Below are 17,092 nucleotides of genomic sequence, written 5' to 3' on the forward strand. Positions count from 1 at the left end.
TGCGAGCGCAAATATATATATATTTTTATTTACTACAATACAATTTTTAAAAAATTTTATCCAAAAATGGCTTTATAAATATCATTACCGTTTGCAAATAATACTAAAGCTATTAAAATAAAGAAACCAACCATTTGTGCATACTCCATAAACTTGTCTCCTGGTTTTCTACCAGACACCATTTCATACAGTAAAAACATAACATGACCACCATCTAAAGCTGGTATTGGCAATAAATTTAAAACCCCTAGCATAATAGATAAAAAGGCTGTGATTCCCCAAAAGGCTTCCCAACTCCATGTATCTGGAAAAATATCAAAAATGGCTTTAAATCCGCCCACTCCTTTATAAGCTCCCGTACTTGGATTAAAAATTAAGCCCAATTGATCCCAATATGAAGTAATTTGACCAATAAACTTATTATACCCTACACCAAAGCTTTCTCCAAAAGTATACGCTTTTCTAGTTATTGATAAATAACCTAGTTCTTCAAATTTGTTATATGATCCCGTAGGAATGATTCCAAATTTACCATATTTATCAACTTTCAAAGTTCTTTGAATAGTTTCATCACCTCTTAAAACATCAACCGTAACAGTTTGTCCTTTTAATGAATCTAAAACAGACTTAAACTGATCAAAATATTTAATTTTTCTGCCATTAATCCCTTGAATAAGATCTCCTTCTTTTAAATCAACACCCTTATTTAATGATGAGTCTGTAACCTTTCCAAAAATAAACGGCATTCTTATTTCAAAAAGACTCCTATCTTTACTTGTTGATAACTGACCTAAAAAATCCTCAGGTAATTGAATCGTTTTTTCTATTCCATCTCTTAAAAATGTAATTGACTTAGCACCTATAAAATTGGTTTTTATATCAGAATAATTTTCTACTTTATAATCTCCAACTGCTATAATTTTATCTCCTGTTTTAAAACCTAAATCTGTAAGTAGTGGGTTTTCTATATAATAACCATCTTTTATACTTGATGCAGAAATATCAGTGTCTCCATAAAAGAATGAAGCAAAAATGTAAATAATTAAAGCTAACACAAAATTAACAGTAACCCCGCCTAGCATAATAATTAAACGTTGCCATGCAGGTTTAGAACGAAACTCCCATGGTTGTGGTGGTTGTGCCATTTGCTCGGTATCCATACTTTCATCTATCATACCAGCTATTTTTACATAGCCTCCTAAAGGCAACCAACCTATACCATATACGGTTTCGCCTATTTTCTTTTTAAATAGTGAAAACTTAACATCAAAAAATAAATAAAACTTTTCTACTCTGGTTTTAAAAGCTTTGGCAGGTATAAAATGCCCTAGCTCATGTAAAACAATTAGTAGTGATAAACTCAATAAAAACTGAGATATTTTTATAACAAACTCCATAGGTCTTCAATCAAAATTTTTTCATAACCGCACAAAAGTAAACTTTTAAACCAAGTATAAAAAGACATTTATGCATTGTACACCTATTTAACACTAATTTAAGCATCTGTATAATTTAAAAAATTCAAATTTCATTGTATTTTTACTGAAATTTATTTCCCTTATAAAATGCTTTCATTTTTTAAAGAATACAAAAAATTTGCTATTGTATTTGCTGTAATTTCGGCAATTATTATTGCTTTAATTTATAACACACTAAATGTTTATAAACCACTTCCTATCTATCAACCCGCTATGGTAAGTACAGAATTAGTTGATAGTACCATTCAATACAAAAAGAAGTACCACAAAATAGCCGATTTTTCGCTGATTAACCAAAATGGAAAAATAATTACCCAAAAAGATTACGAAAACAAGATTTATGTAGCCGATTTCTTTTTTACTACATGCCAAACCATTTGCCCTATCATGACAAAAAACATGGCAGATATTCAAAAAGAAATAATAAATGATGATGATGTGATGCTTTTATCTCATTCTGTAACTCCAGAAATTGACACAGTGGCTCAACTAAAACGCTACGCTATAAAAAAAGGCGTCATTGACTCTAAATGGAATTTAGTTACAGGCGATAAAAAACAAATATATAAGTTAGCAAGAAAAAGTTATTTAGCAGTTAAAGACCAAGGTGATGGCGGACCATTTGACATGGTACATACTGAAAATTTTATGCTTATTGACAAAAAAAGACAAATAAGAGGCTTTTACGATGGCACCAACAAAGAAGACATTAAACGTTTACTTAAAGATATTACTGTTTTAAAAGAAGAGTATAAATAAATGTACAACTACTTTTCTTGGATAAAGCCAAACCAAGGAGAACACCCAAATATTTACACTTTAACTTTTAAACTAATAAAGTTTACACTATTTTTGCTTCTTTAAAATCAATCTAAATAAGCTTGGAGGAGACTATAGCAAATCTTAAAAAGGGCGAACGTGGTATAATTACAGATGTTTCGTCCATTCACATACCGTTAAAACTACTTGAAATGGGATGTTTACCAGGTAATACTGTAGAACTTGTTCAAGTAGCTCCTTTTTCAGACCCTATGTACTTAAACATTAATGGGTCTCACCTAGCCATTAGAAAGGAAACTGCTATTCATATTTTAATTGAAAAAGTAGCGAATGAGTAAGCAAATAAATGTAGCTCTAATTGGTAACCCCAATACGGGAAAAACCTCGGTATTTAATGCCCTTACAGGCTTAAATCAAAAAGTTGGTAATTACCCTGGTATTACTGTTGATAAAAAAGAAGGGGTTTGCAAACTAACACGCAACCTTAAAGCACATATTCTAGATTTACCTGGAACATACAGTTTAAATGCATCATCATTAGACGAGAGCGTAGTAATTGAGTTGCTCTTAAACAAAAATGGTAAAGATTTCCCAGATGTAGCTGTGTTAGTAACAGATGTTGAAAACCTTAAACGTAATTTACTTTTATTTACTCAAATAAAAGATTTAGAAATACCCACTCTATTGGTAATTAATATGGCCGATAGAATGTCTAGAAAAGGTATTTCGTTAAATGTTGAGCACCTTGAAGAACTACTAAACACCAAAATTGCTGTTGTTAGTACTCGTAAAAATGAAGGCATAGATAAATTAAAAGAACTCATTACTAATTATAGTACGTTAAATACTAAACCCTGTTTAGATATTAGCAGTATTGATAAAAATTATTTTGATAGCTTAAAAAAAACATTTCCTAACCAACTACTTTACAAACTTTGGCTAGTTATTACCCAAGATGTAAATTTTGGCAAAATTGAACGCAACGACTTTAATGATATAAACGATTTTAAAACAAAAAGTAACGCAGACTTAAAACGTTTACAACAAAAAGAAACTATAAAACGCTACCAGTTTATAAATAATGTTCTAAAAAAAGGACTTACAGTAGACCTAGCAAATGCAAGTGATTTACGTATTAAATTAGATAGAATTTTAACTCATAAATTTTGGGGTTACATCATTTTCTTTGTTATTCTATTTTTAATGTTTCAAGCCGTTTATGATTGGGCTACTTACCCAACCGATTTAATAGATGAAGGTTTTGCCTCTTTAGCTAATTGGGTTAAAAACACATTACCTCCAGGAGTATTCACTAATTTATTATCAGAAGGCATTATTGCTGGCATAGGTGGTATTATGGTGTTTATTCCTCCTATTGCATTTCTTTTCCTATTTATTGCGCTGCTTGAAGAAAGCGGTTATATGAGTCGCGTAGTATTTTTAATGGATAAAGTAATGCGTCGTTTTGGCTTAAGCGGAAAAAGTGTAGTTCCTCTAATTTCGGGTAATGCTTGTGCTGTACCTGCAATTATGGCTGCCAGAAATATTGAGAATTGGAAAGAACGCCTTATTACAATTCTTGTTACTCCCTTTACCACATGTTCTGCAAGATTACCAGTTTATGTTATAATTATTGCGTTAGTAATTCCAGAAGGCACCTTTTTAGGTATGGGTTATAAAGCGCTCACCTTAATGGCGCTTTATGTTATTGGCTTTTTAACGGCTATTGTATCGGCTTATATTTTAAACAAAATACTTAAAATTAAAAGTAAAACGTATTTTGTTATAGAAATGCCAAGTTATAAAATTCCGTTATTTAAAAATGTAGCACTAACTGTTATAGAAAAAACAAAAACCTTTGTTTTAGAAGCTGGTAAAATAATATTAGCTATTTCTATTATTTTGTGGGTATTAGCTTCATATGGACCAGGAGAAAACTTTAATAATGCCGAAGAAATTATTAAAACGGAATACACTTCGGCATCAGAAAAAGAACTAGAAGATAAAATAGCAGCTCATAAATTAGAACACAGCTATATTGGTATTATAGGTAAAACCATAGAGCCTATAATACGTCCATTAGGATACGATTGGAAAATTGGTATTGGGTTAGTAACTTCTTTTGCGGCACGCGAAGTGTTTGTTGGTACACTGGCAACTATTTACAGCGTTGGAAGTGCTAATGATAACGAAGATGAAGATACCATTAAAAATAAAATGGCAGCAGAAGTACATGCAGATGGCACAAAAGTATTTACGTTAGCCTCTGGTACATCATTATTGCTGTTTTATGCATTTGCTATGCAATGCATGAGTACCTTAGCCATTGCAAAACGAGAAACCAATAGTTGGAAATGGCCCATGCTTCAGTTAGTATTTATGAGCGGTTTTGCGTATATTACTGCTTTAATAGCATTTCAATTTTTAAAATAAAAATGAACAGTATTATTCAAAATATATTAGTTTTTTCAGTTTTGGCACTTGCAATTATTTTTTTAGTTAAAAAATATATCTTGCCTAAATCAAAATCTAAAAAAGCTTGCGGTAATGATAACAATTGTGGTTGTCATTAACTTACCTACATCTATTTTAACAACCAACTAAACCAATGAAAACCAAAATTATAATCTTATTGTTTGCCATAAATGGTATTACATCATATTCTCAAAAATTAAATAAGCCCATTGAATTATTCGATAAAGAATTAAGCCATTTTGATATTTGGTTAAGCATACCACACTCAACAGTTACTGGACTTCCAGAAGGCACATATCAATCTGATAAAATGAACTCTGGAGCACCAATAGGTTTAAATAATAACCTAAAAAATGTATTTTCTATAATTGAAGAAAATGGCGAGCCCGTTTTAAAAATTACTGGCGAAATTTTTGGGTGTATTTCATCTAAAGAATCTTTTAAAAACTATCATTTAAGCGTTTTGTTTAAATGGGGCGATAAAAAATGGGAACCTAGATTAGACAAAAAACGAGATAGTGGTATTTTATACCATTGTTATGGTGAACACGGACGTTTTTGGAACACTTGGAAAACCTGTTTAGAATATCAAGTACAGGAAAGTGATTTAGGCGATTTTATTCCGTTAGGAGGTAATTCTGCTAAACCAAAAGTAGGTTCTCCCACTGCTGATATTAGAGGTGATTTTGAAATAGAAAAAAAATACAATCCAAACTCAAACGTGTATTCTGTTGGCAAGGGCTATATTCATGCTGCATCAGAACACGATGCGCCTCATGGCAAATGGAATCATTTAGAAATTTATGTTTTAGGTAATAACGCTGTTCATGTTGTAAATGGGCATATTGTTATGGTGGTAGAAAATGCAAAAAAACACGATGGCACTATTTTAAACAAAGGTGAAATACAAATACAATCTGAAGCAGCCGAATGTTACTACAAACAACTTACAGTAACACCTATTAAAAAGTTTCCTAAATTTATAAGAAAACAAGTTAAGTTTAAATAAGTTTTCAATTTTTGCTTTCTTAAAATTCACTAACTTTGTATAAGTGAGCAAATTAATAAGCATATTATTATCTGGTTTTATACTCATGCAAAGTTTTCATGTAGTAGTACAAGATTTTTTGCAAATAGATGAGTTTTTAGAACATGCCCAATATCATAAACAAGAATATGGCGATAACTTTTTTGTGTTCTTATCAAAACATTACGGTAAATTAAAACTAGAACACAGCAAAAACCATCAAGAAGAACAAAATGACCATGAACAATTACCTTTTCAATGTCAAGGACACTGTTCAATACTTATCGGTTTTATTCCCTTTCAAACTTCATATCACATCAATACTTTAAAGGCTACCAAAACCACCAAAACTAATTTTCACTATTTAAACCTATACGTTTCTCTTAACAATAAAGAGCTACTTCATCCGCCTAGGCAAGCATAATTCAATACATCTTAAATATTCTTTTCAACTTATATTTTCTATGGGTTGACAAATTTTTTAACAATGAATTATGTTATCTTATATTATAAAATTAAGCTTACGGAATAAATACCTTATTCTAATTTTTACCGCGTTTATAATTGGTTTTGGTTTATATGCCTTGTCTAAAATTTCTATTGGTGCTGTACCAGATGTAACCAATAACCAGGTACAAGTAATTACCACATCTAGAAATCTATCTACGCAAGATATGGAACAATTTATTACCTATCCTGTAGAGTTAGAAATGGCAAATTTACCGGGTGTTCAAGAAATTCGTTCAGTGTCAAAATTTGGTTTATCGGTAGTAACCATTGTTTTTAACGATGCTATTGGCACTTATTTACCACGCCAATTAATTGCCGAAAAAATAAAATCGGCTTCAGAAAAAATTCCTGAGAGTTTTGGCAAACCAGAAATGGGACCTATAACTACTGGATTAGGAGAAATCTACCAATATATTCTAGATGTTGAACCTGAGTATAAAGATAATTATACCGCTCAAGATTTACGCACCATACAAGATTGGATTGTAAAACGCCAACTATCGGGTATTCCTGGTGTAGTAGAAGTAAACACTTGGGGCGGATTTTTAAAACAGTACGAAGTTGCTTTAAACATCAACAAATTAAACGCTATGCAAATTTCGGCTCACGAGGTTTTTAGTGCCTTAGAGCAAAATAATAGCATTGCGGGTGGTGGCTATATTGAAAAGGTAAATCAAGCTTATTTTATTAGAGGAGATGGTTTGGTGGCTTCACTAGATGACATTAGAAATATTGTTATTAAAAACACCAACGGCATTCCTGTTTATATTAAAGATGTTGCTAAAGTGGGCTTTGGAAACGCTACCCGATTTGGTGCCATAACAGGAAATGGCGAAGGCGAAAAAGTACTAGGGCAAGTCATGATGCTTAAAGGTGCCAACTCTAAAGAAGTTATTCAAGCGGTAAAAAAACGTGTTGATGCTATCTCAAAATCACTACCCAAAGGAGTTTATATTAATGCCTTTTTAGACCGAAGTGAACTAATTGCAAAAACCACATTTACCATAACCGAAAACCTAGTTTTAGGCTGCCTTATTGTAGTATTTGTTGTGGTTCTTCTCTTAGGAAACATCCGCTCTGGTTTAGTTGTGGCATCGGTAATTCCGCTCTGTTTATTATTTGCCATATCTCTCATGTATATTTTTGGAGTAGATGCAAATTTAATGAGCCTTGGAGCTATTGATTTTGGAATTATCATTGACGGTGCCGTTATTATAGTTGAGTTTATTGCTTTTCAAATCACCAAAAATCAGGCAAAAATTGTATCGTTATCTAAAACCGAACTCCAACCATTTAAAGATAGTATTACTTTTAATGGGGCTTCAAAAATGATGAATTCTGCCATATTTGGGCAGTTAATTATACTCATAGTATTCATTCCTATTTTATCCTTAAGTGGTGTTGAAGGCAAAATGTTTAAACCTATGGCATTAACCTTTAGTTTTGCTTTAGTAGGTGCCATGATTTTTTGTTTTACCTATGTGCCTGTTGCAGCTACCCTATTTCTTAAACCCACCATTCAATCTAATAAAAATGTATCCATCCGCCTAATGCGATTTTTAAATAACATCTATAATCCTACCATAAATTGGGCCTTTAAAAGTAAAAAGTTTGTGCTTAGTTTAGCTGCTTTATTGCTAACCATTTCCATTTACATATTTACAACCATGGGTGGGGAATTTGTACCCACTTTAGATGAAGGTGATTTTGTAATTCAACCGGTTTTAAAAACGGGTACTTCTTTAAAAAAAACTGTTGAAATCACCACTAAAATTGAAAACATCTTACTAGAAAAATTTCCAGAGGTAAAACAAGTGGTAACAAGAATTGGTGCTGCCGAAGTACCAACAGACCCCATGTCTATGGAAGAAAGTGATGTTATTATTGTGCTAAAACCTAAAAACGAATGGGTATCGGCCACTTCAAAAGATAAACTAGCCGATAAATTTAAGAAGACACTAGCTATAATTCCGGGTATGGAAGTAGAATTTACCCAACCTATTGAAATGCGATTCAACGAACTTATAACAGGTGTAAGGGCAGATATAGCCATTAAAATTTTTGGTGAAGATTTAGAAATACTTTCAAAAAAAGGAACTGAAATAAAATCGCTCATTGATCATGTAGAAGGCGCTGCAGATATAACCGTTGAAAAAATTGATGGCTTACCTCAAATGAGTGTAGAATACAATAGAGCAAAAATTGCACGCTACGGATTAAATATTGAAGACCTCAACACCATGCTTTCTATGGGGTTTGCTGGTAAAACCGTAGGACAAGTTTTTGAGGGCGAAAAACGCTTTGATTTAGTGGTAAGACTAGACCTAACTAACCGTACAGACATAGAGAACATTAAAAACTTATATGTTGATTTACCAAACGGCGGCAAAGTACCCATGCATGAATTAGCCACTATCACTTACAAAAAAGGCGCTGCAAAAATTTCAAGAGATGACACCAAAAGAAGAATAGTAGTTGGAATTAATGTAAGGAATAGGGACTTAGAATCAGTTGTAGATGATGTACAATCGCTTATTGATAAAAACATCACCCTTCCTGCAGGTTATAGTATCACCTATGGGGGCCAATTTGAAAATTTAGAAAATGCCAAATCCCGATTAGAAGTAGCTGTACCTATAGCACTCATCCTTATTTTCATTATGCTCTATTTCGCATTTAAATCTTTAAAAGAAGCCCTGTTAATTTTCACAGCTATACCACTAGCAGCGGTTGGTGGCATACTACTATTGTGGTTTAGAGGAATGCCTTTTAGCATTTCTGCAGGGGTAGGTTTTATTGCATTGTTTGGTATTGCTGTTTTAAATGGCATTGTTCTCATTGAACATTTTAAAGAACTAAATCATAAAGATTTTAAAGACATGGAAACATTAATAAAACAGGGCGCTAAAGATAGGCTTCGTGCTGTATTGTTAACAGCATCTGCTGCTGCCTTAGGATTTTTACCTATGGCTATTTCAACCAATGCGGGTGCAGAAGTGCAGCGTCCGTTAGCCACCGTGGTAATTGGTGGGTTAATAACTTCTACTATACTTACGCTTGTGGTATTACCCATACTCTATTCTTACTTTGTTAAGTTTAAAAAAATTAGAATTAAAAAGAAAATCAAACCATCTTCTACACTAGCTATACTCGTGTTATTTGGCTTACTTTCACTTAAATCCTTTGGGCAAAACAATCAAAATTCGTTAGATGACCTTATTAAGATTGCCATAAAAAACAACGCAGGCCTCAAGGCAAATCATTTAAAAATGATACAATCAAAGGCTTTAATAAATAGTGCTTTCAATTTTGATAAAACAGAAATTTACTATGGTTATGATGAAAATAATTTAGCTAGCAACAATAAACCTATTAGCGTTTTTGGTATTCAACAAGAATTTATGTTTCCAACAGTTTATGGTTCTCAAAAAAAACTACAAAGAGCTAATTATAATTTAGAATCCTCTAGTTATGCCATCAAAGAAAAAGCCTTAAAACGTAAAATAACGTCTAGCTACTATCAATATATTTTTGCTTTGGAAAAAGCACAAATTCACAAAACCTTAGATAGTTTGTATCAAAATTTTGCGCATACTGCACAAAGACGTTTTGAGTTGGGTGAAACTAATTATTTAGAAAAAATAACAGCTAAATCTAAACAACGGCAAGTAACTTTAAACCTTACAAAAGCCAAAGATGAAGTTGCTATTACATACAACCAATTAATGAGTTTAGTACAAAGTGAAGATAGTTTACATATTGCTATTCAACCTTTAAAAAAGATAGATTTAGCTTTAACAAATTTAGACGAAAGTGCAGAAATATCACTTTACACTCACGCTATAGCAGTAGCAGAACAATCAAGAAAATTAGAACAACAAAAGTTGTTACCAGATATTACTTTAAACTACTTTCAAGGTAGTAATTCTGAGATTGAAACCCATTTAACGGGCTATCAAATTGGGCTAAAAATTCCTCTGTTTTTTACAGGAAAAGCTTCTAAAATAAAAGCTTCTAAAATTTCAGAAGATATAGCTTTAGAAAGACTTCAAGATTATACCATTCAATTAAATACCAAGCATAAAGTATTGCTATCACAATTAAATCAGTATCAAAAAGCACTAGATTATTTTGAAACTGAGGGTTTTCAACTTTCTAAAGAAATTTTAAAAACCGCAAATAGCAGTTTTAAAAACGGCGAGATAGATTTTTATCAGTACATCTTAAGTCTGGAGAATGCCTACAATATTCAGCTTAATTATCTAGAAAACCTTAACACATACAACCAAACAGTTATAGCCATTAACTACTTAACACTTTAAAAAATGTATATCATGACTCAAACATATAAACTATTAACTATAAGCTTTTTATTGGCAGTCTTAGGGTGCAAAAATTCTGAAAAAGACTCTCAAAATTTAGCAAATGATAATCGTATTGTAATTTCAAAAGAACAATTTAATGCTAATAACATGGCTTTAGGCCGATTAGAAAAAAAGACTTTTCCGGTTAGCGTAAAAGTAAATGGCATAATAGACGTGCCACCAGAAAACAAAGCTACCGTAAATGCCATTACAGGTGGTTATATAAAATCTATTTCATTATTAGTTGGAGATAAGGTTAAAAAAGGACAAATGTTGCTTTCTATTGAAAATCCTGAATTTATTAAAATGCAACAAGAATATCTGGAAATTAAAGAGCAGCTTAATTACCTTAAATCTGAGTACAACAGACAAAATACCATGTTTAAAGAACATATTATTTCAGAAAAAAAATATTTAAAAGCCGAAAGTGAGTTTAAGTCTGCCGTTGCAAAATACAACGGTCTTAAAAAACAATTATCATTATTAAACATAAACCCGTTAAAAGTAGAACAAGGAAAAACAACTTCTGTATCCAATATTTTTGCCCCCATAAATGGCAGTATTACCAACATATTTGTTTCAAGAGGCAGCTATGTAACTCCTTCCTCTCCCATTTTAGAGATTATAGATAACAGCCATATTCATTTAGAACTTTCGGTTTATGAAAAAGATATTATGCATATTAAAAAACACCAAAAAATACACTTTAGCATTCCTGAAAACTCTAATGAAACCTATGAAGCCGAAGTACATTTAGTAGGCACCTCTATTGATGAAAATAGAACCATTAGGGTACACGCACACCCTAAAGATGAATCGCAACAGTTTCTAACAGGGATGTTTGTTAATGCTGAAATTATAACTCATGAAATTACCTCTAGTGCCTTACCGCAAAATGCCGTTGTTGAAATGGAAAACAACCACTATCTGCTTGTTTTAGATGAAGTAGATGAACAAAACTATTACTTTATACAAACAAAAGTAACTGTTGGAAAAACCCATGATGGTTATACAGAAATTAAAAGTGTAAATCTGGAAAACAATAACACTCAATATCTTACAAACGGAGCCTTTAGTTTGATTGGTATATAATTAAATACATTATAAAAATTAAATGTTATAAGGAACTATAGTTAAGGATTTTACTATTCTTCTATTACAAATAAATTACTGGCAACAGCTTGCGATATGGTTATTGGTTTTCCTTTAATTTCAATAACCATAGAGTCGTCATAATCTTCACGAGAAACCACGCGAATTTCTGAACCCAAAGCTATTTTATGTTTATCTAAATATTTTAAAAAAGCAGACGAGGTATCTTTAACTCCAACACATACACCTTTGGCTTTTTCGGTTAAAGTAAACAACAATACTTTGTTTGATTTTTTAATCTCGCCTCTTTTATCAGGAATTGGATCTCCATGAGGATCATGGGTTGGATAATCCAGTAACTTATCTAATTCATTAATTAGTTTGTCTGATTTTATATGCTCTAATTGTTCGGCTATATCATGCACCTCATCCCAAGAAAAATTAAGCTTTTCAACCAAAAACACCTCCCATAAACGATGTTTCCTAACCACATCAGCAGCAATTTTTTTTCCTTTTGAAGTTAATGTAGCGCCTTGGTAACGCTTGTAATCAACATAACCTTTGTCTGCTAATTTTTTAATCATATCAGTTACCGAAGAAGCTTTGGCAGCAATAGCTTCGGCAATATTATTAGTACTAACCGTTAAGGTTCCATATTTACCTAACTGGTATATGGTTTTAATGTAATTTTCTTCTGTAAGCGTTATCATCACTTCTTTATTTAGTAGCAAATATAGTTTAAACGTATTTTTAAATCTATTTTTAGATTAGTCTAAATTTATTTTTACATTTGTATAAATTAATAATAACTAAAAGACTAAAAATGAAATTTCTATTACTATTTGTTATCAGCTTCCTACCTTTAAATCTATTAAGTCAGGAAATAAGTGGTCGTGTATTTTCTAATGAGCAACCTCTGCCCTTTGCAAATGTTTACATAAAAGAAATCCAAAAAGGCACTATAACCGATGAAAACGGATTTTACAGCATTAACAACATTAAAAAAGGACAATACAATTTAATAGCTTCGTTTACTGGGTACAAAACTCAAAAAAAGCGTATTACTGTAAACAACAAGAACATCAACATTAACTTTCATTTAAATGAATTAGCAATACTAGATGAAGTAGTAGTTACAGGAACTTTAAAAGCTGTTTCTCGTTTAGAAAGCCCTGTTCCTGTAGAGGTTTATTCGCCTACATTTTTAAAGAAAAACCCAACTCCCAATATTTTTGAAGCACTTCAAAATGTAAATGGCGTGCGCCCTCAAATTAACTGTAGTGTCTGCAATACTGGAGATATACATATTAATGGTTTAGAAGGCCCATACACCTTAGTTTTAATAGACGGCATGCCTATTGTTAGCGGACTTTCAACTGTTTACGGACTCTCGGGCATTCCCAATTCACTCATAGAACAGATTGAAATAGTAAAAGGCCCCGCTTCTTCTTTATATGGTAGTGAAGCCGTTGGTGGACTTATTAATATTATTACAAAATTACCCGAAAACGCACCTATAGTATTTGCCGATAGTTACGTTTCTGGTTGGGGAGAAGTAAATACCGATATTGGATTTAAAGCTCAATTAGGAAGTAAAACCGATATACTAACGGGTATAAACTATTATAATTACAGTAATCCTATTGATAACAACAACGACAATTTTACAGATGTAACTCTTCAAGATAGGATATCGGTATTTCAAAAATGGAATTTTAAACGCTCTAACAATCGTATTTTTTCTATGGCAGGTCGGTTTTATTACGAAGACCGCTGGGGTGGTGAAATGCAATGGAATCCTTCGTACCGTGGAGGTAATCAAATTTACGGAGAAAGCATTTACACCAATCGTTTTGAAATTTTAGGAAAATACCAATTACCTATTGATGAAAAGATGTTTCTTCAATTTTCGTATACAGATCATCATCAGAATTCAGTATATGGAGATACGCCCTATATAGCAGACCAACGTATTGGGTTTACTCAATTTACATGGGATAAACCGCTTAAAAATCATGATTTACTATTTGGGGTAGCAGCTCGTTATAATTTTTACAACGATAATACACCGGCTACTCCTAAAGCAGACAAACTTGTTATCCCCTCCCTATTTATTCAAGATGAAATAAAATTAAACGAAAAACACAACCTACTTTTAGGTAGTCGTTATGATTACGATAAAAGACACGGCAACATCTTTACCCCAAGAATAGCTTATAAATTTAAACCCACAGACAACGATATATTTCGTGTTAATGCTGGTACCGGGTTTAGAGTAGTTAACTTATTTACCGAAGAACATGCTGCACTTACCGGCGCTAGAGATGTAGTTATAACCGAAACCCTAAAGCCAGAACGCTCATATAACGTTAATCTTAATTATATGACAAAAATTTTCACTAAAAGCAGTATTATTATTGGTTTAGATGCCTCGGCTTGGTACACCTATTTTAATAATATTATTTTACCAGATTACGATACTAACCCGAACCAAATTATTTATGATAATTTAGACGGAAAAGCTATTAGCCAAGGAGTTAGTATTAATATGGATATTATGTTTTCTAATGGTATAAAACTGCTAGCTGGCGCAACCATTCAAGATGTATCTAAAACCGAAAACAATGTTACAGAACGCCAAATTTTAACAGAAAGCTTTACGGGTACGTGGGCTGCTTCCTATAAAAACTATAAATATAATGTAACAATAGATTACACCGGAAACATTTATGGCCCTATGAGATTACCGCTTTTAAGCGACTTAGATCCTAGACAAGCAGAATCGCCATTTTGGAGCATTCAAAACATTCAACTTACTTTTGATGGTTTAAAAAATTTTGAAATTTATGGAGGTGTAAAAAACCTACTTAATTGGACTCCCAATAAGGGCAACCCATTTATAATTGCTAGATCTCATGATCCGTTTGATGAAGATGTTAGCTTTGATAACGATGGAAATGCAATTGCAACAGCAAATAACCCATATGCATTAACTTTTGACCCAGCTTATGTATATGGACCAAACCAAGGAAGACGTTTGTTTTTTGGGTTAAGATATACATTAAACTAACTTATAAATGTAAGTCAAAACATTTTCCTCTAAAATTAGATAAAAAAATAACCGTTTGAAGCAGTATCAACGGTTATTTTTTGTTTTATAGATTAAAAAATAATCCTCCAAATTTGAGCCACTAAAAAAGTAACAATAAACCCTAAAACAACAGGCATGATAGAGGCAAAAACAGTCCATTTAACACTTTTTGTTTCTTTATAAATTGTATAAATAGTTGTACTACACGGATTATGCAATAAACTAAACAACATTAAATTAATAGCTGTTAGTAAAGTCCACCCTCCTGCACGCAAAATATCGCCTGTAGCAGTCACCGAATCTAATTCAAACATAACACCAGCACCAGATCCGGCAGCAATACCTGTTACCATTACAGTAAGCATTAATATGGTAGGAATTACAATTTCGTTAGCTGGAATAGCTACAATATAAGCTAATAAAATGACCCCGTTTAACCCTAAAAGAAAACCAAAACCATCTAAAAAATCAATTGTCCAAGCAGCAATACTTTCATCACCTATATACACATTAGAAATTAACCAAATTACAGCACCAGCAGGAGCTGCAAACACAATAGCACGCCATAAAACAATCATGGTTCTATCAATTAATGACGTATATAAGGTTTTCCAAAAACGAGGTGGACGATAAGGAGGTAACTCTAAATTAAATGTAGAAACCTCTCCTTTTAGCATGGTTTTAGATAATGCCCAAGAGGTACCAAACATAAAAACCATACCCAAAACAGCTATTCCTATAACAGCTAATAAGGATACCAAACTAGACCATGAAGCTGGAACAACAGCTCCAATAAAAATGGTAGCTATTAAAATTTGTGTAGGCCAACGCCCATTACATAATGAAAAATTATTGGTTATTATAGCAATTAAACGCTCTCTAGGACTATCTATAATTCTAGTTGCCACTACGCCCGCAGCATTACAACCAAAACCCATACTCATAGTTAAAGCTTGTTTACCATGTGCCCCCGATTTTTTGAATAAACTATCTAAATTAAAAGCAATTCGGGGTAAATAACCAAAATCTTCAAGCAGTGTAAACAAAGGGAAAAAGATGGCCATTGGCGGCAACATAACCGCAATAACCCATGCCACAGCAAGATAAACACCATCTATTAAAAACCCATCTAACCACCATGGCATTCCTATATTTGATGCCAAAGTCTTTAAAGCAGGATGAATGGTATCTAGCAACAGTTGTGCTAATAAACCAGAAGGATAATTAGCTCCAATTATAGTTAACCATAACACCACTGCTAAGATTAAAAACATAATAGGAAACCCAAAAGTTTTACTAGTAACTATTTTATCAATTTGTCTATCTAACCTAAAGCGTTTTTTTGAATTATCTACCTGTACCGTATCTCTTACTATTTGGGCAGCATCGGCATAAATACCTTCGGTTAAATTATCGTGAAAATCATCACCAATTTGCCAACGCAATTCGTTTGATAATTCTAATATATGGTCTATTTTATTATTATTCATAATTTAAAACACCAATTAGTTAAACTAATTCTCCAGCTCTTAATGCATTAATAATATGTGTATCGCCTTCTAATAACCTAAAGGCAATCCACCGGCTATTAGCAATATTAGGAAACTCTTTTTCTATTTCTTTAGCAAGTGTTGTTACTGCATTTTCAATATTACTAGGTACATTTTTAATACGGTGTGGTTTACATACAATATTACCATTTGCAATCTCACTAATGGTGTGAATTAGCTCTGGAATACCATCATTAAACCGAGCACTTGTTGGTACTACTGGAATACCTAAATCGCGCGCTAAAGTACGCTGGTCTATAGTAATGTGATTTCTTTTGGCTTCATCCATTAAATTTAAACACAGTACCGCTTTATCTGTAATTTCTAATATTTGAAGTACTAAATTTAAATTACGCTCTAACCTATTTGCATCAACAACTATTACAGTTACATTAGGTTTTCCGAAAAGGATAAAATCACGGGCAGTTTCTTCATCTTCAGATGTTGAAAGTAACGAATATGTTCCTGGTAAATCAACCAATTTAAATTTTTGATTATTATACTGAAACCCACCTTCGGCTCTGGTAACTGTTTTACCTGGCCAGTTTCCTGTATGTTGGCGCAATCCTGTTAATGCATTAAATACGGTACTTTTTCCTGTATTAGGATTTCCGGCTAAAGCCACAACAAAATCAAAATTACGAGTGTTTATTCCTAATTTTTTCAATCCTTCTGCATTGAAATATTCACAAGTTTCGCAAGCACTTTTTACTTTTGTGTCCATG

10 protein-coding genes and 1 pseudogene are annotated in these 17,092 nt (G+C 32.4%); 8 read left to right on the forward strand and 3 right to left on the reverse strand.

Annotated elements, in window-relative coordinates:
* Positions 1 to 56 precede the first annotated feature (56 nt).
* The gene (rseP, locus tag J1D01_RS07535) at positions 57 to 1,397 is read right to left on the reverse strand and encodes an RIP metalloprotease RseP (protein WP_421150388.1); all 1,341 of its coding nucleotides are present in this window, start codon (positions 1,395 to 1,397) and stop codon (positions 57 to 59) included.
* Between the two features lie 168 nt (positions 1,398 to 1,565).
* Here rseP and J1D01_RS07540 point away from each other — a divergent pair, with 168 nt between their 5' ends.
* From J1D01_RS07540 to J1D01_RS07570, 7 genes are all read left to right on the forward strand, one after another.
* The gene (locus J1D01_RS07540) at positions 1,566 to 2,237 is read left to right on the forward strand and encodes an SCO family protein (protein ID WP_372938181.1); all 672 of its coding nucleotides are present in this window, start codon (positions 1,566 to 1,568) and stop codon (positions 2,235 to 2,237) included.
* Positions 2,238 to 2,359: 122 nt separating this feature from the next.
* Positions 2,360 to 2,596 (forward strand): FeoA family protein, encoded by a 237-nt coding sequence (locus tag J1D01_RS07545; RefSeq protein WP_421150389.1) that lies wholly within the window; start codon positions 2,360 to 2,362, stop codon positions 2,594 to 2,596.
* Positions 2,589 to 4,691, forward strand: a complete 2,103-nt coding sequence (gene feoB, locus J1D01_RS07550; protein ID WP_421150390.1) for a ferrous iron transport protein B — start codon at positions 2,589 to 2,591, stop codon at positions 4,689 to 4,691. Before J1D01_RS07545 ends, feoB (J1D01_RS07550) begins: the two co-directional genes overlap by 8 nt.
* Positions 4,692 to 4,866: 175 nt before the next feature.
* Complete coding sequence (locus tag J1D01_RS07555) at positions 4,867 to 5,742, forward strand: 3-keto-disaccharide hydrolase (protein ID WP_372938178.1); 876 nt, start codon at positions 4,867 to 4,869, stop codon at positions 5,740 to 5,742.
* A 43-nt stretch (positions 5,743 to 5,785) separates the two neighbouring features.
* Positions 5,786 to 6,184, forward strand: a complete 399-nt coding sequence (locus J1D01_RS07560; protein WP_421150391.1) for a hypothetical protein — start codon at positions 5,786 to 5,788, stop codon at positions 6,182 to 6,184.
* A gap of 70 nt (positions 6,185 to 6,254) precedes the next feature.
* Entirely contained in the window at positions 6,255 to 10,592 is a 4,338-nt protein-coding gene (locus J1D01_RS07565; protein WP_421150392.1) for a CusA/CzcA family heavy metal efflux RND transporter, read from the forward strand.
* Between the two features lie 12 nt (positions 10,593 to 10,604).
* Complete coding sequence (locus J1D01_RS07570; protein WP_372935748.1) at positions 10,605 to 11,726, forward strand: efflux RND transporter periplasmic adaptor subunit; 1,122 nt, start codon at positions 10,605 to 10,607, stop codon at positions 11,724 to 11,726.
* Between the two features lie 53 nt (positions 11,727 to 11,779).
* On the opposite strand, the gene J1D01_RS07575 is transcribed toward J1D01_RS07570, so the two are convergent.
* Positions 11,780 to 12,436 (reverse strand): metal-dependent transcriptional regulator, encoded by a 657-nt coding sequence (locus tag J1D01_RS07575; protein WP_372935746.1) that lies wholly within the window; start codon positions 12,434 to 12,436, stop codon positions 11,780 to 11,782.
* A gap of 113 nt (positions 12,437 to 12,549) precedes the next feature.
* On the opposite strand from J1D01_RS07575, the gene J1D01_RS07580 reads away from it, so the two are divergent.
* Positions 12,550 to 14,796: a TonB-dependent receptor gene (locus tag J1D01_RS07580; protein ID WP_421150393.1), complete on the forward strand. Its 2,247-nt coding sequence runs from the start codon at positions 12,550 to 12,552 to the stop codon at positions 14,794 to 14,796.
* A gap of 92 nt (positions 14,797 to 14,888) precedes the next feature.
* Here the strand turns inward: J1D01_RS07580 and feoB (J1D01_RS07585) are convergent.
* Positions 14,889 to 17,091 (reverse strand): annotated as a pseudogene (feoB, locus tag J1D01_RS07585) (ferrous iron transport protein B).
* Position 17,092 lies beyond the last annotated feature (1 nt).

Origin of the sequence: Seonamhaeicola sp. NFXS20, from assembly GCF_049132085.1 — a bacterium.
Classification (GTDB): Bacteria; Bacteroidota; Bacteroidia; order Flavobacteriales; family Flavobacteriaceae; genus Seonamhaeicola.